This window comes from Nitrosospira sp. Nl5 (assembly GCF_900102495.1).
Lineage (GTDB): Bacteria > Pseudomonadota > Gammaproteobacteria > Burkholderiales > Nitrosomonadaceae > Nitrosospira.
Map to the genome: position 1 here is coordinate 214,523 of NZ_FMVQ01000001.1, position 26,658 is coordinate 241,180.

Annotated in this window: 22 protein-coding genes; 12 read left to right on the forward strand and 10 right to left on the reverse strand. The window is 55.3% G+C overall.

All coding sequences use genetic code 11. The features are described from left to right. Nucleotides 1-54 precede the first annotated feature (54 nt). Nucleotides 55-543 carry a hypothetical protein gene (locus tag BLP45_RS01055; RefSeq protein WP_090369397.1) on the reverse strand — a complete coding sequence of 163 codons (489 nt, stop codon included), beginning with the start codon at nucleotides 541-543 and terminating at the stop codon, nucleotides 55-57. Nucleotides 544-1,037: 494 nt separating this feature from the next. On the opposite strand from BLP45_RS01055, the gene BLP45_RS01065 reads away from it, so the two are divergent. From BLP45_RS01065 to BLP45_RS01105, 9 genes are all read left to right on the forward strand, one after another. Next, nucleotides 1,038-1,808 carry an MlaA family lipoprotein gene (locus BLP45_RS01065; protein WP_090368928.1) on the forward strand — a complete coding sequence of 257 codons (771 nt, stop codon included), beginning with the start codon at nucleotides 1,038-1,040 and terminating at the stop codon, nucleotides 1,806-1,808. Nucleotides 1,809-2,069: 261 nt separating this feature from the next. Continuing rightward, the gene (locus BLP45_RS01070; RefSeq protein ID WP_090368930.1) at nucleotides 2,070-3,866 is read left to right on the forward strand and encodes an autotransporter assembly complex protein TamA; all 1,797 of its coding nucleotides are present in this window, start codon (nucleotides 2,070-2,072) and stop codon (nucleotides 3,864-3,866) included. 34 nt (nucleotides 3,867-3,900) lie between these two features. Beyond that, nucleotides 3,901-7,965: a translocation/assembly module TamB domain-containing protein gene (locus BLP45_RS01075; protein ID WP_176754617.1), complete on the forward strand. Its 4,065-nt coding sequence runs from the start codon at nucleotides 3,901-3,903 to the stop codon at nucleotides 7,963-7,965. Between the two features lie 59 nt (nucleotides 7,966-8,024). Further along, a complete protein-coding gene (locus BLP45_RS01080) occupies nucleotides 8,025-8,657 on the forward strand; it encodes a TetR/AcrR family transcriptional regulator (protein ID WP_176754618.1) in 633 nt (210 codons plus the stop codon). A 42-nt stretch (nucleotides 8,658-8,699) separates the two neighbouring features. Then, on the forward strand, nucleotides 8,700-9,779 hold the full coding sequence (locus BLP45_RS01085; protein ID WP_090368933.1) for a metal-dependent hydrolase: 1,080 nt from the start codon (nucleotides 8,700-8,702) through the stop codon (nucleotides 9,777-9,779). A gap of 34 nt (nucleotides 9,780-9,813) precedes the next feature. Further along, the gene (locus BLP45_RS01090) at nucleotides 9,814-10,806 is read left to right on the forward strand and encodes a hypothetical protein (protein ID WP_143002362.1); all 993 of its coding nucleotides are present in this window, start codon (nucleotides 9,814-9,816) and stop codon (nucleotides 10,804-10,806) included. Between the two features lie 328 nt (nucleotides 10,807-11,134). Beyond that, the gene (locus BLP45_RS01095) at nucleotides 11,135-11,434 is read left to right on the forward strand and encodes a ComEA family DNA-binding protein (RefSeq protein WP_090368937.1); all 300 of its coding nucleotides are present in this window, start codon (nucleotides 11,135-11,137) and stop codon (nucleotides 11,432-11,434) included. Nucleotides 11,435-11,771: 337 nt separating this feature from the next. Then, nucleotides 11,772-13,586: a translational GTPase TypA gene (typA, locus tag BLP45_RS01100; RefSeq protein WP_090368939.1), complete on the forward strand. Its 1,815-nt coding sequence runs from the start codon at nucleotides 11,772-11,774 to the stop codon at nucleotides 13,584-13,586. Between the two features lie 62 nt (nucleotides 13,587-13,648). Further along, nucleotides 13,649-14,272: a DsbA family protein gene (locus tag BLP45_RS01105; RefSeq protein ID WP_090368941.1), complete on the forward strand. Its 624-nt coding sequence runs from the start codon at nucleotides 13,649-13,651 to the stop codon at nucleotides 14,270-14,272. Between the two features lie 166 nt (nucleotides 14,273-14,438). Here BLP45_RS01105 and BLP45_RS01110 read toward each other — a convergent pair whose 3' ends face one another. Next, nucleotides 14,439-15,104, reverse strand: a complete 666-nt coding sequence (locus BLP45_RS01110; RefSeq protein WP_090368942.1) for a hypothetical protein — start codon at nucleotides 15,102-15,104, stop codon at nucleotides 14,439-14,441. 253 nt (nucleotides 15,105-15,357) lie between these two features. On the opposite strand from BLP45_RS01110, the gene BLP45_RS01115 reads away from it, so the two are divergent. Next, nucleotides 15,358-15,801 carry a hypothetical protein gene (locus BLP45_RS01115; RefSeq protein ID WP_090368944.1) on the forward strand — a complete coding sequence of 148 codons (444 nt, stop codon included), beginning with the start codon at nucleotides 15,358-15,360 and terminating at the stop codon, nucleotides 15,799-15,801. Nucleotides 15,802-15,996: 195 nt separating this feature from the next. Here the strand turns inward: BLP45_RS01115 and BLP45_RS01120 are convergent, their stop codons facing one another. Beyond that, nucleotides 15,997-17,076 carry a phosphotransferase gene (locus BLP45_RS01120; RefSeq protein ID WP_090368946.1) on the reverse strand — a complete coding sequence of 360 codons (1,080 nt, stop codon included), beginning with the start codon at nucleotides 17,074-17,076 and terminating at the stop codon, nucleotides 15,997-15,999. A gap of 139 nt (nucleotides 17,077-17,215) precedes the next feature. Further along, nucleotides 17,216-17,584, reverse strand: a complete 369-nt coding sequence (locus BLP45_RS01125; protein ID WP_090368948.1) for an exosortase system-associated protein, TIGR04073 family — start codon at nucleotides 17,582-17,584, stop codon at nucleotides 17,216-17,218. A gap of 485 nt (nucleotides 17,585-18,069) precedes the next feature. Between BLP45_RS01125 and BLP45_RS01130 the strand changes: the two genes are divergently transcribed. Then, complete coding sequence (locus BLP45_RS01130; RefSeq protein ID WP_090368950.1) at nucleotides 18,070-20,640, forward strand: glycosyltransferase family 39 protein; 2,571 nt, start codon at nucleotides 18,070-18,072, stop codon at nucleotides 20,638-20,640. A 22-nt stretch (nucleotides 20,641-20,662) separates the two neighbouring features. Then, nucleotides 20,663-22,126: a DUF4139 domain-containing protein gene (locus tag BLP45_RS01135; RefSeq protein WP_090368952.1), complete on the forward strand. Its 1,464-nt coding sequence runs from the start codon at nucleotides 20,663-20,665 to the stop codon at nucleotides 22,124-22,126. A gap of 77 nt (nucleotides 22,127-22,203) precedes the next feature. Here the strand turns inward: BLP45_RS01135 and BLP45_RS01140 are convergent, their stop codons facing one another. The 6 genes from BLP45_RS01140 to era form a co-directional block, all read right to left on the reverse strand. Further along, complete coding sequence (locus BLP45_RS01140; protein ID WP_090368954.1) at nucleotides 22,204-22,641, reverse strand: Hsp20/alpha crystallin family protein; 438 nt, start codon at nucleotides 22,639-22,641, stop codon at nucleotides 22,204-22,206. A 117-nt stretch (nucleotides 22,642-22,758) separates the two neighbouring features. Beyond that, nucleotides 22,759-23,808: a beta-N-acetylhexosaminidase gene (nagZ, locus tag BLP45_RS01145; protein ID WP_090368955.1), complete on the reverse strand. Its 1,050-nt coding sequence runs from the start codon at nucleotides 23,806-23,808 to the stop codon at nucleotides 22,759-22,761. After that, nucleotides 23,808-24,185 carry a holo-ACP synthase gene (acpS, locus tag BLP45_RS01150; protein WP_090368957.1) on the reverse strand — a complete coding sequence of 126 codons (378 nt, stop codon included), beginning with the start codon at nucleotides 24,183-24,185 and terminating at the stop codon, nucleotides 23,808-23,810. Before acpS ends, nagZ begins: the two co-directional genes overlap by 1 nt. Then, nucleotides 24,182-24,907, reverse strand: coding sequence for a pyridoxine 5'-phosphate synthase (gene pdxJ, locus BLP45_RS01155; RefSeq protein WP_090368959.1), 726 nt, complete (start codon nucleotides 24,905-24,907; stop codon nucleotides 24,182-24,184). Before pdxJ ends, acpS begins: the two co-directional genes overlap by 4 nt. Beyond that, on the reverse strand, nucleotides 24,904-25,632 hold the full coding sequence (gene recO, locus BLP45_RS01160; RefSeq protein ID WP_090369399.1) for a DNA repair protein RecO: 729 nt from the start codon (nucleotides 25,630-25,632) through the stop codon (nucleotides 24,904-24,906). The genes pdxJ and recO overlap by 4 nt, the downstream gene beginning before the upstream one ends. A 30-nt stretch (nucleotides 25,633-25,662) precedes the next feature. Further along, a complete protein-coding gene (era, locus tag BLP45_RS01165; protein ID WP_090368961.1) occupies nucleotides 25,663-26,589 on the reverse strand; it encodes a GTPase Era in 927 nt (308 codons plus the stop codon). Nucleotides 26,590-26,658: the final 69 nt, after the last annotated feature.

Genomic DNA, 26,658 nt, shown 5'->3' on the forward strand with positions numbered 1-26,658 from the left:
ATCTGTCCTCATCCAATCGCTTTTTCGCTTCGATTCTTCAAGTCCGACAGGCTGCTAGGGGTGAACTTCCGGGGAAGTTTCCAGAGGAGCTTCCAAGGGAGCTTCAGGAGCTTCCAGAAGCGCGCAACCGTATTGCAGTTCCTGCTCCAGACTTGGGGAGTAGAGGTAATTCACACCTGTGAGCGCAGCGAAGGACGACTCGTCCGGCTCGAAGGGGGGCATATACCTGGCTTCATGCAGCAGCACCACTTGATGCTGCTCGCGATAGTAGGTGTAGATCTTGATGGATTCAATATCTTCTTCATTTCCGATGATGATAGCTTTGAACCGGAATTTCCCGTTGATATCTGTCGCCTCAACGCCATATGGATCGCTGCCTGGGGTGAAGTCCAGGATGCGCGTCTCGCCATCCTGGCTAATTTCACACCGAAGCAGGAGCGGCGCGGCAAACAAGGTTGATGGCAACCATATCTGGAGGAGAATAACCAGCCCCAGCAGCCAGTTTCGCAAGCGGCAATTTGCCGAACGTTCAGTCCAGTTCATCCGGATATACGATATGTCGATTGAAAGAAAGTGAAATGATGTGTGAAGTATATCTTCCTGGCCCCGAAGCGCTATTGTCGCAAGCAAGCATCATGCTATGCCTGGCAAGTGCTGGGCTTTTAAGAGTCAGAGCAGAAGAATGTGTCGGTATTTTAACAAATTATGTTTATACTTCGTACCGTGACGGCAATCGACGTCCGATATTTTATGACGCATTACCTGGTATGCCTATGAGCCAATATGCCTATGCGCCCATCCCGGTTTGGAGCCCATGTGAAATGGAATTCATGGGGAACGGAAAGCATAGCGTAACCCCCAACCATACAGTACCAATAACTGGCCGGTGGCGCGCATCAGGACAGCATCTCGCGTATTGGATTGTTTCCTCAGGGCGGAAAAGCCGAATGATGGGTTGCGCTTTGCTCCAATCATCCCAATGATTAAAACAAAAACCGATAGAAGCATAACTATATTGTTTTATCCATTATCCAATTATGAGACATAACCATCCAACGGCCGTCCTGTTGCTGCTATGCACAGTGCTGTTTACGGGTTGCGCCACCATGCGCTCCCAGGACCAGTACACAGACCCGATCGATCCCTATGAGAAAATCAATCGCAAGTCTTATACGTTCACCGACGTGGTCGACCGGAAGATTGTGGCTCCGGTCGCTGATTACTATATCGAATATGTGCCTAATGCCATGCAGCGCTCGATTGGAAATTTTTATGACAATATCGGGTACCCCAATGTCATTCTGAATGCTTTCTTGCAGGGAAAAATACGCCAGGGATTCCAGGACACGCTGCGTTTTGCTGTCAATACGGCGATTGGTCTGGGCGGGCTCTTTGATATGGCCTCGCCGATGGGTTTGCCCCCACATGACGAGGATTTTGGACAAACGCTTGGCGTATGGGGCGTGGACGCAAAAACGTACATATTTATCCCTTTGCTCGGACCTAGCAGCAATCGCGATGTCCCCGGCATTCCCGTCACCGTATTCACCAATGGTCTCTTTTATATCGGTACTTTTGTGATCGGCGCCCCTGTCACGGTACCGCTTTCCATTCTCGGCGTCATTGACAAGCGGGCGAGATTATCCGGTCCCATGCGGATCCGCGACGAAGCCGCGGTGGAGCCCTATCTATTTGTGCGTGACGGTTATTTGCAACAGCGCAAGCATCTGATATATGACGGGAACCCTCCTCCGGAGAGCTACGACGACCCCGCACAGGATGAAGCTCAGCGTAAGCCCTCACGCTGAAGGATAAACCCGGCCTGCGGGCCCCAAAGCAATATCAATTTCGCAGGCGGGCCGTTATTCCCGCGAAAGCAGGCCCGGGCCCAGGAACCATAGATTCCCGCTCGCGCGAGAATGACGGAGCAGACTATTGCTTGCATGGCACCCCCGAATCCGGGATCCCTGGCCGCCTGGCGGCCATACAAAAATCCATTTGACTGCAATCAGGAACATCTCGTGGATCTGGGGATAAATCTTTCCGCAGCGTGATATTCCTACCTTGCCATGCCTCTCGCCGAATATTTCACTTATATTTATCCAGCGCGAATATGGAAACCGACATTCATCCTGGTGTTCATCCTTTTCCCGCTGGCAACGGGCATGGGCATGGCCGGGGCACATCAACCGGAAGCCAAGGATAAGCCGGCACCTGTCACCATTTCTGTGCCCGAATCGCTGCGGGATTTATTGAAGACGCATTTCCGGCTACCGTCTGCACCGTTTGCGGATGACATTGCGCGCGCCACTTTCATGCGCCGGGCACAACAGGAAATCAGCGCGCTTCTCGCTACCGAGGGTTATTTCACGCCCACGATAACACTGCATCCCGCTTCGCCTGATGGAACCGAAGTGCTCGAGGTGGCGCCGGGGCCGCGCGCGGTGGTCACCGAAGTCAGCATCGAGTTCAAGGGAGATTTGACTACTGACGAACCCGAACGGCGCGCGCGTATTGCAAAGCTACGGTCTGCCTGGGCTCTGAGAGTAGGTGAGCCATTTCGGTCGCCAGCCTGGGAAGAAGCCAAGGCTGCACTGATATCCGGCGTGGCACAGGAGGATTATGCCGCGGCGGTGATCGATGAAAGCAGGGCGGAGGTGGATCCCGTTTCATCCCATGCCCGGCTGACGGTCACCGTGGACTCCGGACCTCCTTTCCGCTATGGAAGTATCGTAATAAAGGGGCTGAATCGCTACGATCAAACGCTGGTAAGTGGCCTCGCTCCATTCAAACCCGGTGACCCCTACCGGCGCGACCAACTGAACGCTTTCCAGACAAAATTGCAGAACCTGGCCCAATTCAGTTCGGTCGTGGTCAACATTGAACCCGGCTTGGCGACGCATCAAGCGGCGCCTGTTGAGGTGGTCCTGTCGGAGGCGCAATCGCAGCGTGTATCGTTCGGGGCAGGCTACAGCTCCAATACTGGCGCCCGGGGCGAAATCAATTACAGCAACTACGATTTTCTGAATCGCGCCTTGCGTCTTAGCGCGGGATTACGCCTGGAGCAAAAGCGTCAGACCCTCTCCGCGACAGTCGATAGCGTACCCAACCTGAAAGGCCGCTGGTTTTCTTTAGGGACGCTCGCGGACAGGACCTTTATCCAGGAACTGGAAACCATACGCCAGAGAATAGGTATCAGCCGTAATCAGATCGTGGGGAAGCTCGAAACGCGGGCCGGCCTTAACTGGCAACGGGAAGACCGTCAGCCGACGGGAGGCCTGCGCCAGGTCACGCAAACCCTCGCATTGGATGGGCAATTGCATTACCGTTCTGTGGACAACCGGTTATTTCCCCGTGATGGCAGCGTGACGGAATTGCGCGTAGGCGGCGGCAGCAGGCAATTGCTGTCGGACCAGGATTTTCTGCGTACGTATGTGCGGCACCAGTTCTGGCAGCCCATAGGCAAACGCCATGTATTATTTCTGCGCGGCGAAGCGGGATACACGTTTGCCGACTCCCGCTTCGGCATTCCCCAGGAATACCTGTTTCGCGCCGGGGGCATTCAATCTGTGCGCGGTTATGATTTTAATAGTTTAGGGGTACAGGAAGGCCAGGCCATCGTAGGTGGAAGGGTGATGACGACCGGCAGCATCGAATACAACCACTGGCTTACGAACGAATGGGGCGCGGCCATATTTACCGATGCCGGCGGTGCCGCCGATAGCCTCCAGCGTCTGGACATATCCGTCGGTTATGGTGGCGGTATTCGCTGGCGCAGCCCGGTCGGGCCGCTGGCGCTGGATCTCGCCCGGGGCCACAGCGATGGCAAATTGCGGCTTCATTTTTCGATTGCGGTAGCATTCTAGCGCTGACATGGAAAATCAGGATAAAACATTCTCTGTGACAAAATGGCGCTGGCGCTGGCGCCGGCCTGCCTGGCTCATTGCAATCCTGATCGCTATTATTACTGGTACCGGCGTCTGGCTGGCAACAAGCAACTCGGGGCTCAGATCGCTCGGGTCGGTGGTATCGCATTTCAGCGGGGGTACTTTGTCGTTCGAAGGACTGGATGGCACATTGTCCGGTTCGATCCATGCGAAGGGAATGCGCTTTGCGAGCGACGATCTGCTTATCATTGCGCGAGATATACAGCTGGACTGGCGGCCGAGCGCGTTGAGGTCAGGCCGGTTGGAAATCATGGCACTGGAAGCACAGGAGGTGGAGATGGTTTCGCCTCCGTCCCCGCAGCCAGAACCTCTGCCCGTCAGTCTCGAGTTACCTGTTCAGGTGTTTTTGCACAAGCTCGATATCGGTACGCTACGCGTAACACATGAGGAAGCCGGCGCGCCGGTATTTACCGCGACGGAGCTCACGGCACGGCTGGAGAGTGACGGCCGGACCCATCATTTATCCGACCTCAGCGCGAGACTTGACTTCGGCAGATTAGCTGCTTCAGGCCGCATAGATGGAACCAGCCCCTTCAATCTGAACGCGCAAGCCGAGCTTGCCGGACTTGACATAGGGGGCCTTGAATTACCGGAGACGCCCGGAGCACGCATTTCAGCCGCCATTACCGGCAGCCTGGCGCAACTTGATATCAGGGCTAATGGAAATGGCGCGGGGCTGACGGGAGACGGCGAGGCATGGCTGCGGCCTTACGACCCGATTCTGGTCGCCGCGCTACGGTTATCGGTGAATGGTCTCGATCCGCATGTTTTTTCACTTGATGCGCCAACAGCCAATCTCGCGTTGCAGGCTGATTTACGTGAAACCGCTCCAGGGCAGCTCGAAGGCAGCGTAACAGTCGAAAACAGCGCTTCCATGCCTCTCGATCAGGGTGGGTTGCCTCTGCGCCGGGTGCGTGCGCATCCTGTACTCTCCGCCGAATTATTCCAGCTAAAAGATTTGACGCTGATCGCTACCGGCGGCGGCACAATTGCAGGCAACGTGGCCTGGCAGCGCCAGGAAGCGAGGGGGTCGGCGGATCTGACCGTGAGCCGCATTGATCCGGCCAGCCTGGATACCCGGCTGCGAGCAGCCAGCCTCAGCGGGAAGGTGGAGATCAGTGGCGGCGCCAAGGGCCAGCAAGCAGTTCTCGCGCTGCGGGACAAGGCGTTGCACGTGAATGTGTCGGCGACAAGGACGGACGACATCGTGACCTTGAATACCATGCACCTCAGTCATGGACGGTCCGCGTTAACAGGCCACGGCAAGCTGGGGTTGACCGGGCAATGGCCATTTCTCTTCGAAGGCAGACTCCAGCACTTCGATTTTTCCGCCTTTGCACAGACGCCGCGCACCGATCTCAACGCAACGCTCGAACTGGCGGGAGAACTGGAGCCGGCGGGAGTCCGGACCGCGGGCGGGACGGCAGGAACGGCACGCTTCAAGATGGAAAACAGCCGCGTGGCGGGTCAGCCGGTGAGCGGCGATGGCCACATCAAAGTCGCGGATCTCGAGCGTGCGACAAGGCAGGGCTCAGGGGAGATAGAACTGCGGTTAGGTGCCAACCACTTAATTGTGCAAGGGGGTTTTGGCCGCAAAGGCGACCGGCTGCGACTGGAACTCGCCGCACCCGTCCTGGCGCAAGCCGGACACGGATTCAGCGGTTCCCTCAGTGCACAGGCAACGCTGGACAGCGGTCCATTGGAAAGCAGCAAGGCGGGCCGTTTTAACTGGCCGGATATGATTTTGAACGCCAAGGGCCACGAGCTTACCTTTCCCGGCGATCATAAGCTAGGCGATTTTGCGATCGATGGCATACTGCGCGATGATGCAATCGCATTAAAAGTAACAGCTGCACAATATAGGACAACAACCACGACCCACCTGAGAACCCTACAGTTGGAAGTGAAGGGCAGCACTGCGCGGCACGAATTGCGAACCATTGCCCACTTGAACGAGGACCTGAGCCTGACCCTCCGAGCCGGAGGAGAATTGAAGAAAGCGCCCCGAAAATTGTGGGATTGGAAGCAGTGGCAAGGTGCGCAATGGCTAGGGGAAATATCCGGATTGTCGGTGACTGGACAATTGCCCTTTCATCTAACGGGCGCGGCCCCCATGGATATCAGTGCAAAGCAGGTGTCTCTCGATTCCGCGGCGCTTGCCGTGGCAGGCGGCAGCGTGAAGATCGGTAGAACCGAATGGACTCCCCAGAAGTGGAGTAGCACAGGCAGTTTTACCGGCATCAGATTGCGTCCCGGCGTGGAGATGGCGAAACAAGGAGGAGAAGGGGAGAAGGAAGGAGAAAATAAGGAAGCGCTTCGCCTGGGCGGAGAATGGAACATTTCATCCGGTGCGCAGCTCGTGGGCAGTCTTAACGTAATGCGTGAAGGCGGGGACTGGGTATTGCCGGGAAATGCGCCGCTTCCTCTGGGTTTGCAAACGCTTCAGCTTGCTGCGCATGCCGCTGATGGAAGGTTAAAGGGAGAATTGAAAGCACAAGGCAAGCGCCTGGGCGTGGTCAATGCCAGCGTCACCACGCCCATGGCGAAATCTCCTGGTTCCATCATGGATTGGACAGTGCTGCCCAGTGCGGCCCTTGCCGGGGAGCTGTCCATCAGTTTGGGCGATATTTCCTGGATTGGGCCAGTCATCAATAACAATACGAGAAGTGGCGGCCGGATGGCATTGCAAGCGCAGGTAATCGGCACTTTCGGTACACCGCGTTTAAAAGGACAGATACGCGGTGATGACCTTGCGATTGCCTTGTTGGACCAGGGCGTGCGGCTTGAGCAAGGCACATTGGCAGCACGTTTCGATCAGGAATCCTTGCATATGGACACTCTGGTGTTTACGGCCCCGCACGAGCCCGTACCCAGGGACCGCTTGCTCAAAAACCCGGGACGTCCAACCGATCCGGCCAGCTCGGGGGTATCGGGTATCATGAATTTCATAGGCGAGCATGGTATTCCGGGCTTCACATCCCCGCAACGGCCACCGCCCGGGGATCACTCGCTTGAAAACCTGAAGCTCCCATCAGGGCCCGGCAGCCTTCGGATATCAGGTACGATGAACCTTGTAGGTGAGCATGGCAATCTGGAAATCACGGCCAGCCGCGTGCCGTTGGCGCAGCGGCCGGATCGCTGGATTATCGCTTCCGGAAGCGGCCGTGCCAGCCTGGAGGAAAACGTGCTGACCTTGGAAGGTAAACTTGTCGCAGATGCCGGTTTGATTGCCCAGCCTCCTGCCGGCCGTCCACAGATGCCAGACGACGTCGTCGTTATCGGGCGAAAGCCGCCCGATCGGAAAGGGCCGCGGATTGACGTGGAAGCCACTCTGGATCTGGGCGAGCAATTCTATATTCGGGCCTCAGGCCTGGAAGGACAGCTGGCTGGCCAGTTGCGCCTGCGCGGTGAGCCGGGGCAACAACTGCGCGCCATCGGCACTATCATCGCCCGTAACGCAAATTTTGACGCATACGGGCAGCGCCTGGCGGTGGAACGCGGAATCGTGAATTTCCAGGGCACCATCGACGATCCTGGGTTGAATGTGCTTGCCATGCGCAGGGGCTTGCCGGTAGAAGCTGGGGTCGAGGTGACCGGCAGCGTACGCCAGCCAAAAATCCGGCTGGTGTCCACTCCCCACGTGCCTGATCTGGAGAAACTTTCGTGGATTGCGCTGGGCCGCCCTTCGGATGGCAGGGCCGATTCATCGATGCTGCTTGCAGCAGCGGGAGCTATCCTGGGTGGTCAATCCGGCGGCATCACGGATAAAATCAGCCAGGCCCTCGGTGTGGATGAGCTATCCATACGGCAGTCCAGAACCGGCGACGCCTTGATAGGGCAGATCGGCGTCGTCGGCAAACGCCTTTCTGACCGGGCCTATATCAGCTACGAGCAGTATTTGACAGCGGCGTCCGGCGTGACCAAGCTCACCTATACCCTGACTCCCAAAATCACTGTTCTCACGCGGGCTGGGATGGATAATGCGATAGATGTGCTTTATACTTTGCGTTTCGACTGAGCGCTTTTGCAAAGTTGAAATTCTTCCTTCTTCCGAATCAACCACTCATCGGAGGAAATATGGCAACAACTGATCAGATTGTTGACACCGCGGTTGAGCTCGGCGAGCGGACGTCGTGGGAAGCCGTGCGTCTTCACGATGTGGCGGCTGCGCTAGGCATTACCCTCGAAGACGTGCGCGCGCATTTCCGCGAAAAAGAGGATATCGTTGATGCCTGGTTCGAGCGTGCCGATAGCGCTATGCTCAGGGCCGCGCAAGCTTCCAATTTTTTCTATCTGGCGCCACGCCAGCGTTTGCACCGGTTGATCATGACATGGCTCGGGGCGCTTTATCCTTACCGCAAGACAACCAGGCAGATGATCTATGGCAAACTGGAGCCGGGACATATCCATATTCAGGTCCCCGGGCTGATGCGCATCAGCCGGACCGTGCAATGGATGCGTGAGGCCGCGGGCCGGGATGCGACGTATGTGCGGCGTGCGCTCGAAGAAACCGGATTGACGACAATTTACCTGGCGGCATTTTTCCACTGGATGAACGATAATTCGTCGGGTTCGACCAGAACCAGCCGATTCCTTGAAGGGTGCCTTAAAGTCGCCGGAAGCCTGGATCGCGTCGTATTTACCCGCCGTGGCGCTGCCAAAAGCGGGAGCAGCGGCGCGGGCAGTGAAAAAGCACCGCAGACTATTTGAGTCTGCAATCCCGCATATTCTCTCTGTAATCACGCCCGCAGCATGGACACCATCACCCATGCGTTGAGCGGTGCTTTGCTGGCGCGCGCAACCGCTCCGGCAGCGCCAGACCCCGGTGCATTGACGCCGCGTGTACGTACGACAGTCGGGTTTGTGGCGGCAGGGTTTCCCGATTGCGATATCCTGTTGCGCCTGTTTGGTTCGCTGACGTATGTGGACCTGCACCGTGGCGTCACGCACTCGATTATCCTCCTGCCCGCATGGGCGCTGGTGTTGGCATGGCTGCTTTCCCGGTTCTGGTCCCGGCGCTATTCGTGGCGGGCAATTTACGGTACTGCCGCCCTGGGCATTGGCATCCACATCGCGGGCGACATCTTCACCGCTTACGGCACGATGGTGCTGGCGCCTTTTTCCCACCATCGTTTCGCTATTCCTTTCATATTTATAATCGACCTGTACTTCACCGCGATTATTGCGATTGGACTACTGGCGGCTGTCATGCTCGGGCCTCAAAGGCGCTATCCCGCCATCATCGCCCTGGTGGTTCTGGGATGCTACGTAGGGTTTCAGGGAGTACTCCACTCCCGTGCCATCAACGTGGGAGAGGCTTACGCCCGGACGCAGGGACTAGTAGAAACAGGTGCCGAAGTTCACGCCATTCCTCAGCCACTATCGCCTTTCAATTGGAAGATTATTGTCGGGCACCGGGACGGCTATTACGAAGCATTGGTGAATCTGTGGCGCACCCAGAAACAGAAGTTATCCGATCCTGGTAGCGAGGATTTTGGCATATTGGGCATGTGGGGAAGAATCGCCTCCGGTTATCAGCCCGTTTCGACGGCCACATGGAGATACCATGAGCGATTCGGCGAGACGGAATCTGAAAATGCGCTTGCCCGTGAAGCATGGAGCCAGGATATTTTTGCTCGTTTTCGCAGGTTTGCGGAATTCCCCATTCTTAATCAAATCGAGTCTACTGGAACCGGTATTTGCGTATCGTTCTGCGACCTGCGCTTTACCGTACCCTCACTTCCGCCGTCATTGGTATTCGGCATGTGCCGGGACAGTCCTGACAGCCCCTGGTGGCTCGATGAAAAGCGTGGCGCGTTCGGAATGGACTGATAAGGGAGGATTCCGGATAAGGTGATAAGGTCCTGTGTGCAGTGTTCAATTTGAATTAAAGACCAAAATGGGCGTGTACGTTTTCCGGGGAATGCCGCCGCAGTCGTCGCGTTGTGAAGATGCAGGGCTTCAACCCTGGTTAGAGCGTAAGTTTTTTCCAACAGGGCAAGAGATGAATGTTTATATTCTTTATAGCGTCACCGCACTTGGGGTCTTGCTGTCTCTTTTTTCAATACTTTTCATTCTTCTCGGGAAGTCCGTCGTCGGGACGGAACGAAGCTCGCAGACGCTTAAGCTTGGCGGTATCGAAGCCCGGACCAATTCGGTTATGGCGCTTCTCATTGTCTCGGTCGTGACAGCGGTACTCCCTTTGTGCCTGGAATTTTATCTCATACTTACCGGTGTGATTAGTGTGGTCCGGCAATCTCCTGAAGCAACGCCGATTTCTGAAGTCATCCCGATGCCCGGAATAATCACTCCCGCTCTTAATACAACAATTAGCGGAAGGATATGCGAGGCATTAAAAGGCAAGTACAGGCTTCATTCCGATTATGTTTTTAGCGAAGGGGCGGGGACGAGGTTAACGGCTAAACGGGCTTCCTGGAATGCAAAGGATTGCGAACCTTCAAAAGAAGCTGGTAATTTTGTTTTAAAAGGCGAAGAAAGTACGGATTATGATATCGAAGTTTTCATCAAGGACAAAAACGAACGGGCGGCCACGGGGACGTATACCTATTCGTCGGAAGTTCTTATCGGCGCAAGTGGAAGGCTAATCAGCCGTGTTTTCGAAATTGCCAAAGATCCGCCAGGATTGGAGAGATATCACATTGACCTGAAAAAAAACGATTTGATTAAGGATCAAAGCGATATCGACAAAAAAATTAAAACCGCCCTGGAGATTCGGGACAAGAAGTATGAAGGAGTGACAGCAAGATATTGCACTCCGGCTCTTAGTACAACCGCTGGCAGGACGGTATTTGTTTTCATTTGTGAAGGTTATACCAGGGTTATGGTGGAATTATATTAAATATCGGGATTATGGGAGATCAGGATATGGGCAAATTTTCAGACGGCAGGCAGTTTCATAATTCGCCCATAGAAGAAAGAAATTTTGCAGGATATAGCATCAATGTTCACTGGTTCCTGGCGAATATGCTGCGATTCCGGAAACAGGAGCCTGGTTATTTTTGATACATATCTTTCAGAGAAAAATTTAGGGTAGGGAAAGCTGCGAATACTGCTATTCTCCGTATGGGCTTTTATCATTTGTTTTTTTTGCCCCCCAGCAGATTTTTCATAGTCCTGTGATGGGAGTTTTGCATTGCCCGCTGTTTTTTTAATTTAAAGGAAAATCCATGAAAAAGTTATTTATTACTCTTGTCACAATGTTAGCGTTTCCCGGCGCAGTCAGCGCAGCCGTTAACATCAATACCGCTACCCAGGCTGAGCTTCAGACTATCAACGGCATCAATGCCGCCAAAGCCAAGGCGATCATTGACTATCGCACCAAAGCCGGCGCGTTCAGGTCGACGGACGAGCTGGAAAACGTCGAAGGCATCAGTCCCACGACTGTGGATATGAATGAGATCCGCAGGGAGGTTTCGATTACCGGCCCCACGGTCATCAAGAAAGAAGGCAAGCCCGCGTCCAAGTAAGGGAAAAAGCGCGGCTACCAAAAAAATCAAGGGCCCCAAAAGTGTAAAGTGGAAGGCAATGACCGCAATGCCGCCTGACAAACCCCGGTTCATCCGGGGTTTTGTTTATCTGGTTTGTCGCCTTGAGGGAACTTGGTGAGGAAACAATGATCAGACCAGCTTGGAGTAACGCACCCGACGTTACCTTGATCTTTCTCCCTTACCTTGGCAGGTTGGATTTTTTAGCAACCGAGTGTTGCCACGATCCGAGGGTTCCCGCCCGGCGCAATGTGATGCGGGCGTCCTTCTGCGATCTGATATAATGCTGCCCTTTTGCCGTTCCGGCTGAGGATTTCCCATGTCACGTTCCATTCGCAATATCGCTATCATCGCCCACGTCGATCACGGGAAGACCACCTTGGTGGATAAGCTGCTGCATCAGGCGGGTTCTTTCGCCGCGCACCAGCATATCGCGGAGCGGGTGATGGATTCCAGCGATATCGAGCGCGAACGCGGCATTACCATACTCGCAAAAAACTGCGCGGTGGATTACGAAGGGGTGCATATCAATATCGTGGATACCCCGGGCCATGCCGACTTCGGGGGCGAGGTGGAACGCGTGCTGTCCATGGTTGACGGCGTATTGCTTCTGGTGGATGCAGTCGAAGGTCCGATGCCGCAGACACGCTTCGTCACCAAGAAAGCGCTGGCGCTGGGGCTGCGTCCCATCGTGGTGGTCAACAAGGTCGACCGCCCGGGCGCGCGTCCCGACTGGGTGGTAAATCATACCTTCGACTTGTTCGACAAGCTCGGCGCCAATGAAGAACAACTGGATTTTCCGGTGGTGTATGCCTCGGCGCTCAACGGCTACGCCATGATGGATTTGAAACAGCCCAGTACTGACATGCGTCCGCTGTTCGACACCATACTCAAGCACGTTCACGCGCCCGTCGGCAACTCCGACGAGCCACTGCAACTGCAGATCGCAGCACTGGATTATTCCAGTTTTGTCGGGCGCATCGGTATTGGACGTATCAGCCGTGGCCGGCTCAAGCCTAACCAGGACGTGATGGTGCTGGCAGGGGATAGCGCTCCGAAGAAAGCCAGGGTCAATCAAGTATTGGGATTTCGGGGCATCGAGCGAGTGCAGCTGGATGAAGCGCTGGTGGGCGACATTGTTCTGATCAACGGTATTGAAGAACTCAGTATCGGCGTGACGCTGGCCGATATCAACCAGCCTGAAGCGCTGCCGATGCACGCCGTGGATGAACCGACGCTGACAATGAATTTTCAGGTGAATACATCACCTTTTGCCGGGAAGGAGGGCAAGTTTGTCACCAGCCGGCAGTTGCGCGAGCGCCTCGAAAAAGAGCTGCTGACCAATGTTGCGATGAAGCTGGAGGATACCGGCGACACCGATTCATTTCTGGTTTCCGGGCGCGGGGAATTGCATCTCACCATTTTGCTTGAAAGCATGCGGCGCGAAGGCTATGAGCTTGCGGTATCGCGCCCGCACGTGGTGATCCGAGAGATTGACGGCGTCAAGTGCGAGCCGTTCGAAATGCTCACGGTGGACGTGGAAGAGAGTCATCAAGGCGCGGTAATGGAGGCGCTGGGCGTGCGCCGTGGCGATTTGCAGGATATGGTGTCTGATGAGCGCGGGCGGGTAAGGCTGGATTACCGTATCCCCGCGCGCGGCTTGATCGGCTTTCAGTCCGATTTCATGACCATGACGCGCGGCACGGGTCTCATGAGCCACGTATTCGACGAATACGCACCCATGCGGCCGGAAATCGCGGCGCGCAGGAATGGCGTGCTGATCTCCGCCGAGCAGGGTGAAGCGGTCGCCTACGCCCTGTGGAAATTGCAGGAGCGCGGACGCATGTTCGTCAGCCCCGGCGACCGCCTCTATGAAGGAATGGTGATCGGTATCCACAGCCGCGATAATGATCTGGTGGTAAACCCGATCAAGGGCAAGCAGCTCACCAACGTACGCGCCTCGGGAACCGATGAAGCCGTGACCCTGACACCGCCAATTCAGCTCACGCTCGAATCCGCAATCGAGTTCATTGCTGACGATGAGCTGGTGGAGATCACCCCAAAAACCATTCGTGTCCGCAAGCGTTTCCTGCAGGAACACGAACGCAAGAAAGCCTCGCGTGCCGCTGCGTAACTTTATTTATCTGGGTTAAGGCAGGGCGGGGCGGATTAACCTGATCCGTAGGCGGATTTCCGATGAGCGAAAAAATCCTCTGGTATATCGCCGACCCGATGTGCTCATGGTGCTGGGGCTTCATGCCGGTAATCGAATCGATCCGGCACGAGTATGGCGGCCGTCTGAAAGTGGAGTTATTGCTGGGTGGTTTACGGCCGGGGACGAAAGACCCGATGCCTTCGGCGCAACGCGAAGAAATCTTGCGTCATTGGCGGACGGTGCAGCGCACGACAGGGCAACCGTTCGACTTCGAAGGCGCGATGCCGGAAGGATTCGTTTACGATACCGAACCCGCCAGCCGTGGCGTGGTCGCGGTGTCCATCATCAACCCGAAAGTCATCTTCCCGTTCTTCAAGGCGGTGCAATCCGCTTTTTATGTCGAACAGCGGGATGTGACAAATGCTGCCGTGCTGGCGCAGTTGGCTGCCGGCGTGGGACTGGAGGCGCAACGTTTCCTGCGGGTGTTCGAATCGGATACGGCAAGGAAACGAACCCTTGACCATTTTAACAAAGCGCGCCAGTGGGGGGTACACGGCTTTCCGGCGGTGGTAATGCAGAATGCGGCAGGTTACACCCCGCTCACCACGGGTTACCGGTCATTTAAGGAACTGCGTCCCCAACTCGACGAGTGGCTGGAAACGTAGGGGATCGGCGAGGCCGCGCGTTCCGGATGCAATCCGCAATCCTGCAAAAGTTTCCTGGCGCGCCCGCCCAGCCGAGCAGCACAGTGCGATTGAGCGTTGCTTACGCTTCATCCACACCGGCACTCTGCCGATGTAGTTCAAAGGCATATTTTCTATTGCGAATGAACTACAGGCCGGTTCCGCCGGACCAGCCAAAACGTTCCAGAAATTCCTGGAATGCCTCGCTGGCGATGATAAATGCGATAAGGTACGACGTTAAACTTAACAGAACGATTGTAACGATAGATCTCCACGGACTCAGGCTGGAGTATTGCCGCCACTGGGAGAAAAAATCTGTTTCCCCGGCGATGCCGGGCTGTTTCTGTACATATGACTCCAATTTTGCATGGATATTGCGCCGGGCCTTATGCAATGCATCCGAGACGCCTGCGCGATATGTGGAATCGAGAAGATCCAGCCTCTTGGCCTCCATCTCGAAAGAAGGTTCATGTAGCAGTGCTTTACGTGATACCTCCCGGTAGAAGTCCTGCATCCGCTCCACATACCGGTTATCCGCAAAGACATCGTCAACCGTCCCCTCAATGTTGGAGGCAGCTTCCTTGCTTAAGGCGGGAGATCCCGGCTTTAGAATTCGCGCCATTTCCTGAACAAACTCGTGTTCCTTCCTGGCGATAAGCTTGAGCCAGATTTGCTCGGCCGCCTGAGGGGATGGAACGTGAAATTTGGAACCATCGTGGTAGGCATTGTCGTAGAGCTCGTCAACTTCGATTTTCGCCGCGCTTTCACAATCAGCGTCAATTGCCTCAAGCCTGGTCTTGAGAATATCGGTCATCGTCGTTCCTGAAGCAATAATTGAATGGTAATCCAGCCGGGATGTTTACAGTGTAGCGTAATTTCCACAGATTCACAGGTTACACCCGAGGCGGCCCATGCATTGGGAAATTGCGTTCGCGACTCGACGCATGACGGGAGACGTAGTAGGCTATTTGCAATAGCTGGTGTATGGGAAGAATTTGGTACAAAATGCCGTAACACCGGGGCGTTTCCGGATGCTCCATAATCAATAGAATCGAGGGGGAAAATATATGAAGCGCATCGTTCTTCTTGCTGTTCCTGTTACGCTTGCCGTGATGTTCGCCGCAAACGCCGGTACCCTGGATAATGGAAACTGGTCACCCAGCGGATGCGGCGCGATGCCCGAGGCGCCGAATGTCAACGCAAGCAGCGTCGATACGCTGAATAAGAGCATCGCCGCGGTCAACGATTGGCAGAAACAACTTCAGACATACGACGAATGCATGATCAAGGAAGCCAACGCTGATGCCGCGGCCATCTCGAACGCGGCGAACGCCCAACAAGTTCGATACCGTGAGGCGTCCGCAAAAATCAATGCGGAACTGACTGCCGCGAGTGACAAGTTTAGTAGTGGAGCTACTCCTTCGGGGGTTGGTCCCGGCAATCAGGGCCTTGGCAACCCCTTTGGCAACCCGGGCGGCGGCAATCCAGGTGCGGGAGGCATGGGCTATTAGATGCATGATCTGTTGATCCGGCGAGAAATGCGTGTTCTGTCATTCCGGCTTTGGCCCGGAGTTCTTTCGGATCAGCCATCGTGACACCAAGGCTTTCTCCACTATGACATTGCAAATATTTTTCCGTCGGATCGATAGCGCATGTGTGGCCATTGTTCGCGCTGTCGAGCCCGGATTTGACCGGAAACACATTCATCATATCGGAACCGCGGCAAAGGCATCAAGCTCCTCTACAGCGGCCGCAGTCCGGCGAATGAGTTCATAGTTGTTCTCCAGTTCCATCATTCCACCAACCGCCAGGGACATGACCATTGCTTCAAAGGGATAAACAAGGTGGGAGCGGTATCTGCGCAGCAAACCCTTGGTATCGATGCCTTTGACTCCGCTCTCCTTGAGGCTCTGGATATAAATCGCCAGAAGACTCGCTTCGTGAAGCCGCCGGATCTCGGGCTGAAGGGCCGTCGCCAGGAAATAGGCGATATCGCCAATCCCTTCGCCAATCCGGACGAGTTGCCAATCGAGAAGGCCAGGCTGAGAGCGGTGCCAGAATATATTCCCAGGATGACAGTCATGATGAACCAGCGTTTGTGGCGCATTCGAAAGAAAGTGCATCACGCGGCGGCGATGCCGCGCATAATCAATAGCCGGTGCGTGGAGAGCCGGAGGGATCAGTTTTCCCGCCCGGTGTAATCCTCTTTTCATCAATGGAACAGCCAAGGCTGCGCCAAGGAAATCTTCGAGGCGGCGGACCGGGCCGGCCAGCCAGTGATATGTTTGCGCGAGATCCACTTTATCCCAGAAATGGGCGTGAAAGCGAGCGAGCTGTTTAACGACCAGCGCCGCTTGCTCCGCGGTCAGCGCGTCCCCCGGACTTCCGGGAATGGATCCGGATTCCGTTATATCCTTGAGAACCAGTATTGCGCCTTTGCCCCGTATGCTCTGCGCCGCCAGGAACCGGGGGACAGCGATTGGAATGGTTTGCGCCGCTTCTTTGTAAAAGCGTACCTCGGTATGCAGCAGCCTGGGCAGCGCCGTGATCAGCCTCGCGCGCCAAGCCAGCGACGGCAGCTTTACAAACCATTGCCGAGGCAGATCCTCCGGTCCATCATGTTCGATTGCGAGACGGATTCGGGTTGTCGTGCCGATATTGACGGAAGCGATATTCGTCCGCGATACAATTACACCGGAATAAAGATTGTTAACGACTCTTTGCGCCCAGCCGACAGTCAGGTCGCTGGGCCGGTGCGCAAGAATACGACTGTTGTCATGGTCCATTTTCGTTGTGCATGGGATCTATCTATATGACCGGTAGTGCGATCCTGATATCTGGATGGCATGGCCAGGACGTTAAAAAAGGGAGCCGTGAGGCTCCCTTTTTTGGAACTAAGCGGACAAGACCGCGTTCAATAGGGTATTACTGCAATTTCCAGTCAGGATGGTAATGTGTTTCCTTGTCGAACTCTTTCCAGATATAGTCAGGGTAGATTATTGGTTTGGTGGGAATAATAAACGTCACCAGATCCACGGCGCCGGTTAATGTACGTCCAATTCCATGTACAATGCCCGTGAACACGCCGGCCGTGGCTGCGTAAGCGGCGCCTTTCTCCTTGTTGGCTAATATGATGTTCTTGGGGATCTCCCCCACAAAACCGGTGACCGTATTCGCGATGCCGTGCGCAAGTTTGTCGCCTACTTTTTCGACATAACTGTCAGCCATTGCCGCGTGGGGTGAAAAAAAGAACAGCGCAGAGAGTATCAGTAGCGATTTCAATGTATTTTTCATTTGTACCTCCCTAAAGTTGATTAAATTAAAACCAAATCAATTCCAATATTAGCATACCGCAAGAATTATGCGACCTCAAAATTCAAAATCCCATGCGCAAGTCATTTTTTGCCCTGTTGCGGATAAGCGGCCCAATGAGAATGCGCCGCTTCATACAATGGATCATTCTGAGGGGTATTGCAGTATTTTCCGGAAGCATCCGGATAGCCCCTCCGGCACGATACCAGCCGCACTCCCGTCAAGGAATTGTGCTACGCTTCCCGTGGCCGGTAGCGTAGGGCCTTTGACGGACATTTGAACTCCTAACTGCTGTTTGATCATTTAAAAAAATAGAATTGCAAATGATCCCGCGCGAAAAAGTAACAATTACCTGAACGCATTTAACCAAATTGCCGGATACCACTAATTTTCTATCTTTACATCCTTGTTCGTCAACGTCACGTAGCCTGCCCAACACAGCTATAACCAACACCACGCGATTTTCCGTGGTGGTTCCCACGCTTAACGAAGCAGACAATATCGATCCGTTATTGGCGCGGTTATTTGCGCTGGATCTGGCACCGGACAGCTTCGAGGTCATTTTTGTTGACGATGGCTCGCGTGATGGAACGCCCGACAAGGTGCGGGCCTGGGAGGATCGCGCGAATGTGCGGCTGGTTGAACGCCGGGAAAAGCCGGATCTGACAGGCTCGATTCTCGCCGGTGTTGCGCTGGCGCATGGCGAGGTCATTGTCGTGATGGACGCGGACTTGAGCCATCCGCCGGAACGGTTGCCCGCCCTGGTGGCTCCTGTATTGGATGGAAGCCATGACGTAGCGGTGGGTAGCCGCTATGTACCTGGCGGCAGCACCGAGGGATGGCCGCTGCACCGCCAATGGCTATCGCGTTTGGGCGGTTGGCTTGCCCTTCCCGTCTGCGATGTGAACGATGCGACATCGGGATTTTTTGCCTTCCGCCGGGAGCTGGCGGCCACGATAGCGGAACGTGCCCGTGGGTACAAAATCCTGCTCGAACTGCTTGTGGCCGGCCAGGGCCAGCTCAGGGTCGTGGAAGTGCCTATCTGCTTTCGCGATCGCACGCACGGCACTTCCAAATTGTCGTTCCGTCATCAATGGACTTATCTGCAACGCCTGATGACCCTGGCTGGCGGTACGGTTTCCTTTGGCACTGCCAGCCGGTTCGCGGCGGTCGGGCTGTTTGGCGTCGTCATCGACGCACTGTTGTTCCAGTGGCTCATGAGCCGCGGCGCCGGCCTTGCGCTGGCGCACATCCTGAGCTTCTTCGCCGCCGCCGCGGTGAATTACTCGCTCAACTCGAAATGGTCGTTCCGGCCTCATCATGCCGGCTTTCTGCGATGGCGCCATTTTGCCCGCTTCCTGACGGTCGGTATATTCGCCTTGCTGATGCGTGGTGGCGTGCTGGCATTGCTGGTCTATGGCTGGCATGTGCCCTCCATGCTGGCCATTTTTCCCGCCATTGCCGCCACTGCCGCCATCAATTATCTCGGCTCCGCCTTCTACGTATTCCCTGTCAAGCAGAACCCGCCGACGGCGGATGTGCGCTGGCGGGTCGCCTCGCTCGGCATCGTGGCATTTGCGGTACTGCTGCGCCTGATCTACCTCGGCCAGGCCCAGTTGATCCCTGATGAGGCGTACTACTGGAATTACGCCCAGCACATGGATCTGAGTTTTCTGGACCACCCTCCAATGGTTGCATGGATGATCTGGCTGGGCACCGCCATTGCCGGCGATAACGAATTCGGTGTCCGGATCGGCGCATTCACTTGCGGCCTGATCGCAATGGGCTACTTATACGCGTTGGCGCGCAACCTGTACGATAAAACGACCGGTATGCGCGCGGTGCTGCTGCTGGCCATACTGCCGTTCGGCTTTGTCCCAGGCATGTTAATGACAGCGGATGCCCCGCTGATGGCAGCCTGGGCGGCCACGCTATATTATATGGAACGGGCGTTGCTGGCGGACGACAGGTGGGCCTGGCTCGGCATTGGCATCGCTTTCGGCCTGGGCATCCTCTCCAAGTATACCCTGGGCCTGCTCGGTCCGGCGGCGCTGCTGTTTGTGATCCTGGACCCCGCCTCACGCTGCTGGTTGCGCCGTCCGCAGCCATATCTCGCCGCCGCGCTTGCCCTGCTGATGTTTTCGCCTGTCATCATCTGGAATATGCAGCATGACTGGGTTTCGATTTTATTCCAATCGGAGAGAGCCACTGGAATAGGCAACAAATTCTCTTTACACTGGCTGCTTCTTCACATGCTGCTGATGCTGACCCCGGTAGGGCTGGTGGCTGCCGCCATGGCGCTGTGGCCAAGGCCCGGTGACAATCCAGATCCGCATGCAGTGAGGCGCCGCCTGTTCGTACGGGTGTTCACCGGCGTGCCGCTGGCGGTGTTCTTCGCGCTCAGCCTGTTCGGTGCACCGAAGTTTCATTGGACCGGCCCGGTGTGGCTTGCACTCCTGCCAGCCATGGCGTGGATGATGGGCCAGTCCGGTGATCTGCGTAATGTCGCGAGCAGGGTGCGAGCCGCATGGAAACCCACCATCGGAGTTTTCCTGTTCCTCTATGCATTCGCGCTGCATTATGTGGTGCTCGGCATTCCTGGCATTCCCTATGTGGGTTTTGGCGAGCACTATTTCTGGCGCGAGGCAACCCATGAAGTCGAACAGATTGTGGAGAAGGTTCAGCACCAGACCGGGCAGAAGCCGCTTGTGGTAGGCATGAGCCGCTGGTCGGTGGCGACTTCCCTGGCCTTTTACAATAAAAGCGAGAACGGCGAGCCGATGGATATACGTTCCCGAAATCTATTTGGCGATAAGGCCGCCATGTACGATTTCTGGTATCCACCGGAGCCGCCGACGAGTCGGCCGGTTATCCTGGTGGGAATGATTCCAAAAGAGCTCGAACACAACCGGCAGGGCAACGAGATTAGTCCGATGCTTGTGCAGCCCGGCCCGATCCAGGAGCGGACGATCCTTCGGGATGGCAAGCCACTGCGTAAAATATACTACCGCATCGCGCAGGGGTACCTGGGCCCATGAATTCATCAGACCTGGAAATAAAATGCTGAAAGCATTGATGGTGAATGTGTTGGCAGCGAGTCTGATAATGCTCTCTCTCCATGGCGCCGCAGTGGCCGGAAGCCAGAAAGATGAGAAAATCACAGCCGCCGCGGAGCAAAAAGAAGTAGGCGTTACAATTTATAACGACAATCTGGCGCTGGTGAAAGAGACGCGCAGGGTCAAGCTTGACCGGGATTTCAATAAGCTGGCCTGGCGTGAAGTCTCCGCCCAGATGCTTCCTGAAACAGCGCAATTACGCAACCTCACTCATCCTGCCGGATTTCGGTTACTCGAACAGAATTTCGATTTTGATCTATTGACGCCGGAAAAGCTGCTGGAGAAATATCTTGGCAAGGAGGTAACAGTCATTCGCACCAATCCGGCGACGGGTGCGGAAACCAGGGAAGCAGCTACCGTCCTTGCCACCAACGGGGGTACGGTGCTCAAATTTGGCGATCGTATCGAAACCGGCATTCCAGGCCGCCTGGCGTTCCCCGGCGTGCCGGAAAATTTACGGGACAGGCCCACTCTGGTTATTTCGCTCATCAATCCGGTCGCGGACGAACAGCACCTTGAGCTTTCCTATTTGACCGAGGGGCTGTCATGGCGCGCCGACTATGTGGCTGAATTGAACGAACGCGATGACCACCTTGATCTTAACGGCTGGGTGACATTGACCAATCAAAGCGGGACGGCTTATCCGAATGCAAGGCTGCAATTGGTAGCCGGAGATCTGAACCGGATACGCCAGCAACCGTCACCGCCGCGCAACGTAAGGAGCTTTGCGGCAAAAATGGCCGATGTGGAGGAAATGAAACAGGAGTCGCTGTTTGAATACCATCTCTATACGCTGCAACGTCCCACGACATTGGCGGAGAATCAGACCAAGCAGGTAGCGCTGATGTCCGCAATCCGCGCCCCGGTCAGGAAAGAGTTTCTATTGATCGGTGCAAGTCACTACTATTCCAGCCAACACGGCGACCTCGGTCAGAAGCTGAAAGTCGGTGTATTGGTCGAATTTCAGAATCAGGGTGAAGGCTTGGGCGTACCGCTACCCAAGGGGATAGTACGGGTTTACAAGAAAGATATGCAGGGGAATGCACAGTTTGTGGGTGAAGATCAGATTGATCATACACCTGCGAATGAGATTGTACGCTTGAAGCTGGGCGATGCCTTCGACGTGACAGGCAGCAGAAAGCAGACGGATTTCCAGAGGCTGGGCGAGGAAGGGCGCCATCACCTCGTATTTGAAAGCGCCTATCAGATTGTATTGAAGAATGCCCGGAAAGAAGCGGTGACGGTGATAGTACGGGAACCCGTGCCGGGGGACTGGACCATGGTATCAGCGTCACAATCTCATACCAGGGCGGCTTCCGGTGTCGCGGAATGGAAAGTGCCGGTGCCCGCGAACGGCAAGGCTACGCTGACGTACCGGGTACGTGTCAAATATCCAGGCAGAGGCTGAGGATTGAGTCTGAGGATTGAGTCAATCGCCCAAAAAGACGGAGCCGAATGGCTCCGTTCTGACTGCTTGGCTTGAAGTTATCCGGCTGAGGTGACGCTGATTTTCTTTGGCTGGACCGCTTCGCGTTTGGGAATGACGATTTCCAGCACGCCATGGTTCGATTTTGCCGATATTGCATCCGGATTTGCCGTATCCGGTAAACTGAAGCGCCTGTAAAAAGAGCCGTAAGTGCGTTCAACCCGCTTGTAGCCTTCTTTCTCGGTTTTCGCTTCAGTTTTCTTTTCACCTTTGATAGTCAGTACCCCGTCTTCCATACTGATATCGATTTCTTCGGGTTTTACCCCTGGAAGGTCGGCCTGCAAGACAAATTTATCGGCTTCTTCCTTGATGTCGACAGCAGGCGCCCATTCGGCAGTCACTGCTGATCCCTCACCTCCACCGTCCTCGCGTGCACGATCCAGTTCTCTGTGCAACTGATGCAGCAAACTCCAGGGTTCATAACGAGCAATAGCCATATTACCTCCATTTAAGTGAATGTTTGGCATCAATACTGAAATGACTTCAATCAGCACTCAATAACCAATATAGGTCTATTTGCTGTTTTTTCAACCGGGTCCGGAGATTTTTTGACTTTATCTCAACGGCAATTCACCGCTGCGGATTCCGATACCTCCAATATTTTCAACTGCTTTTACAAAGGTGGCGTTTTCATGCAGTTGTATGACCGAATCGGGATGAGGGCGTCCGCGCATGCGTGCGAGACGGGCGACGCTGACGGCGGAGATATCCCATCGTAATTCCGCCAGGAGCATATCCGCCGCCTCCGGATTATTGCAGAGCAGCGCCATATCGCAGCCCGCATTTAACGCGCTTTTCGCGCGCTGTACGACATTGCCGCCAACCGACGCGCCTTCCATGTTCAAGTCATCGCTGAAAATGCAACCTTCGAAACCCAGTTCGCCGCGTAGAATCTGTTTCAGCCAGACTTCCGAAAAACCTGCGGGACGCGCGTCCACTCGCGGATAAATGATATGCGCCGGCATGATGCCGGCGAGCCCGAAATCAATCATTTTGCTGAACGGGAGCAGGTCTTTTTTTGAGATATCAGGATAGGGCCGTTCGTCCACCGGCATTTCAATGTGGGAATCCGCCTGGATATAACCGTGCCCTGGAAAATGCTTTCCGACCGCTGCCATGCCCCCCAGCTTCAATCCGGACATAAGGTTGTGCGCCAGATCGGCAATACCTTGCACGCTGTGGTGAAACGCCCGGTCTCCAATGATGCAGCTTTGTCCATGATCCATATCCAGCACCGGGGTAAAGCTCAAGTCAACCCCTGCAGCGCGCAATTCCGCCGCCAGCACATAACCTGTTTGCCGTGCCAGGTCCCGCGCCCGATTGGGGTGCTCATCCCAGATTCTCCCCAGTTCACGCATTGGCGGCAGTCTGGTGAACCCTTCACGAAAGCGTTGCACCCTGCCGCCCTCATGATCGACCGCGATCAGCAGTGGAGGGGAGCGAAGGGCGTGAATCTCGGTAGTCAGCTGGACAAGCTGGCTGAAGGACGAATAATTGCGCGTGAATAGAATCACACCGCCAACCAGAGGGTGCTGAAGCTTTTTCCTGTCGCCGGTGGTAAGCCGCGTGCCTTCGATGTCGAGCATGATGGGGCCAAGCGACATTATTTTTCCAGTATGACAAACGCGCAGGCCAGGTTCAACTCGTCGCTGATGGAAAGATGGTGGCTGGTAATGCCTTCATTCCTGACCAGCGCGCTCAACGCGGGATGAAATGCAAAATATGGCTTGCCCAGATGGTCATGGGTTACGCCGATGTGGCTCAAGCTCACCGGATAGCGCATGCCGGTGCCGATTGCCTTGGAAAGGGCTTCCTTGGCGGCGAAACGTTTGGCCAGAAACATAGCGGGCTGACTGCTATTGATATATTCAGGCCATTCCTCGTCTGTCAGCAAGCGTTTGGCAAAGCGCTCGCCATATTTTTCGAGCAACCGCGCAATGCGCGAGGGTTCGACCAGGTCGGTTCCAATTCCATAAATCATTTGCGCGCATCCTGCATTAATTTCTTCATTTCCCGTACCGCCTGTGCAAAGCCGACAAACAGTGCGTGGGCAACGATGGCATGGCCGATATTGAGCTCGGATATTCCGGATATCGCCGCGATGGGCTGGACATTGCGATAGTGCAGCCCGTGGCCGGCATTCACTTTCAGTCCCCGGCCGATACCTTCGGCTACCGCTGCGCGAACGCGCTCCAACTCGTTCCGCTGCTCGCTCGTAGTGAGCGCGTCAGCATAGTGACCGGTGTGAATCTCGATCGCCGGTGCCCCGGCTTGCACCGCGGCGTCGATCTGGGCACTGTCGGCATTGATGAATAGCGATACGCGAATGCCTGACTCGGTCAGCCTGTGGCAGGCACGTTTCACCTGTTCGAAATGCCGCACCACGTCGAGCCCCCCCTCGGTGGTCAATTCCTCCCGGCGCTCGGGTACCAGGCAAACGTCCTGTGGCAGGATGCGTAGCGCAAAATCGATCATTTCGTCGGTTACCGCGCTCTCCAGATTCATGCGGGTCTTAAGCAGACTCCGCAGGATTTCCACGTCGCTGTCCTGAATATGACGGCGATCTTCACGCAGGTGTAGCGTAATCGCATCCGCGCCGGCCGATTCCGCAACCGCCGCCGCGTCGATAGGGCTGGGATAGGTCGTGCCGCGAGCCTGCCGCAAGGTTGCGACATGATCAATGTTGACGCCCAATTCGATCATAATTGATGTAAGTCTTTGAGTAATTGCCGCGTATGCAGCGGCTGGCCGTCAAGATAATGGTTGAGTATGTAACGCATCAGCGCCTTGCTCTGTTGCCGGGTTGCGGCGCTCGAATAATCGTCCTGCTCCATGTCCAGCAGCGTTCGTCCCCGCAGTTGCAAACCGTGGCTGTGATGATGCCCTTCCAGTGCCACCGGTCCGCGTTCGATTTCATAGCGGTAATCTTCATCCGGGCTCACGGGCCTGCCGGATGCGACGTCTCGATTGAGTGTCAGGGCGTAGCCGAGTTCCTGCAGCATGCGCTGCTCGAAGCGCCGCAGCATGGGAATGTAATCCTTCCGGATGCTCAATGCAGTCAACGTTTCCTGATAGTATATGAATAATTGCTCGTGGGGGTCGTTGCGATGCAATAACCGCACCAGTAGTTCGTTGAGATAAAAACCACAGATCAGGGCTGTCCCCTGCAAAGGCAACTGGCCACCTTGCCATTCGGCCTTGTACAGAGTGCGCAATTCCGATTTCCCTCCCCAGCTAAGCTGTAGCGGCTGAAATGCCAGCAATAGGCCCCTGAGCGCTGATTTGGGACGCTTGGCTCCTTTCGCGATCAACGGCACCCGCCCGAAATTGCGGGTGAATGTCTCAACGATGAGGCTGGTCTCAAGGTAGGGGTAGGTATGCAGTACGAATGCGGGCTGGCTATCCTGCCGCTGTTTATCCGCTATTATCGTTTTATCGCCAATCGGGCCAGTCAATGTTTATTCATAACCGAGGTTTTTCAATACGTGCGCATCGTCGGCCCATCCGCTTTTCACTTTCACCCAGACTTGAAGATAGACTTTGCCGCCGAAGCTCTTTTCCATGTCCTTACGCGCCTGCGTGGCGATTACTTTAAGTTTTTCGCCATCCTTGCCGATGACAATCGCTTTCTGGCCAGCCTTGTCCACAATAATGGAGGCGTGGATTTTACGCAGCTCGCCCTCCGTTGTGAATTGGTCGATGGCAACGCTGATGGAATAGGGAATTTCTTCCCCCAGCAGGCGGAACAGTTTTTCACGGATCAGCTCAGCGGCGATGAATCGTTCACTGCGGTCGGTGACTTCGTCGTCAGCAAACACTGGCGGGCTTTGCGGCAGGTACGACCGGACGGCGCCGATTAAATCCGTTAGTTGCGTGCCTTGCTCGGCGCTCACCGGCACGATTGCGGAGAAGGTAAATTCCTTTGCCATCTTTTCGAGAAACGGAAGCAGCTTCGATTTGTCGGCCACCCGGTCTATTTTGTTGATGGCGAGAATGACTGGCTGATTTCGCTTGTTGTTCTGTTTGTTGCCGATGGGCAAGAGTTTCACCACTTGCCTGTCGCGATCATCGAAACGCAACGCCTCGATCACCAGTATCACCACATCCACGTCCCGCATGCTCTGGGTAACAGCGCGGTTCATTGCGCTATTCAAGCGATTTGCATACTGGGTCTGAAAGCCGGGGGTGTCGACAAAAATAAACTGGGATTGTGCGTCGGTGAGAATACCATTGATGCGGTGCCGGGTGGTTTGGGATTTTTTCGAGGTAATACTGATTTTTTGCCCGACCAGGCTATTCAACAGAGTGGATTTGCCGACGTTGGGACGCCCTACGATGGCGACGTAGCCGCTACGATAATTGGAATCGTCGGGATCGATGGTCATCGCCGGATATAACCGCCGGAGGAGGCAGTGCTTGTTTTCGCAAAAATAGAAAGAATTTTTGGCCTCATC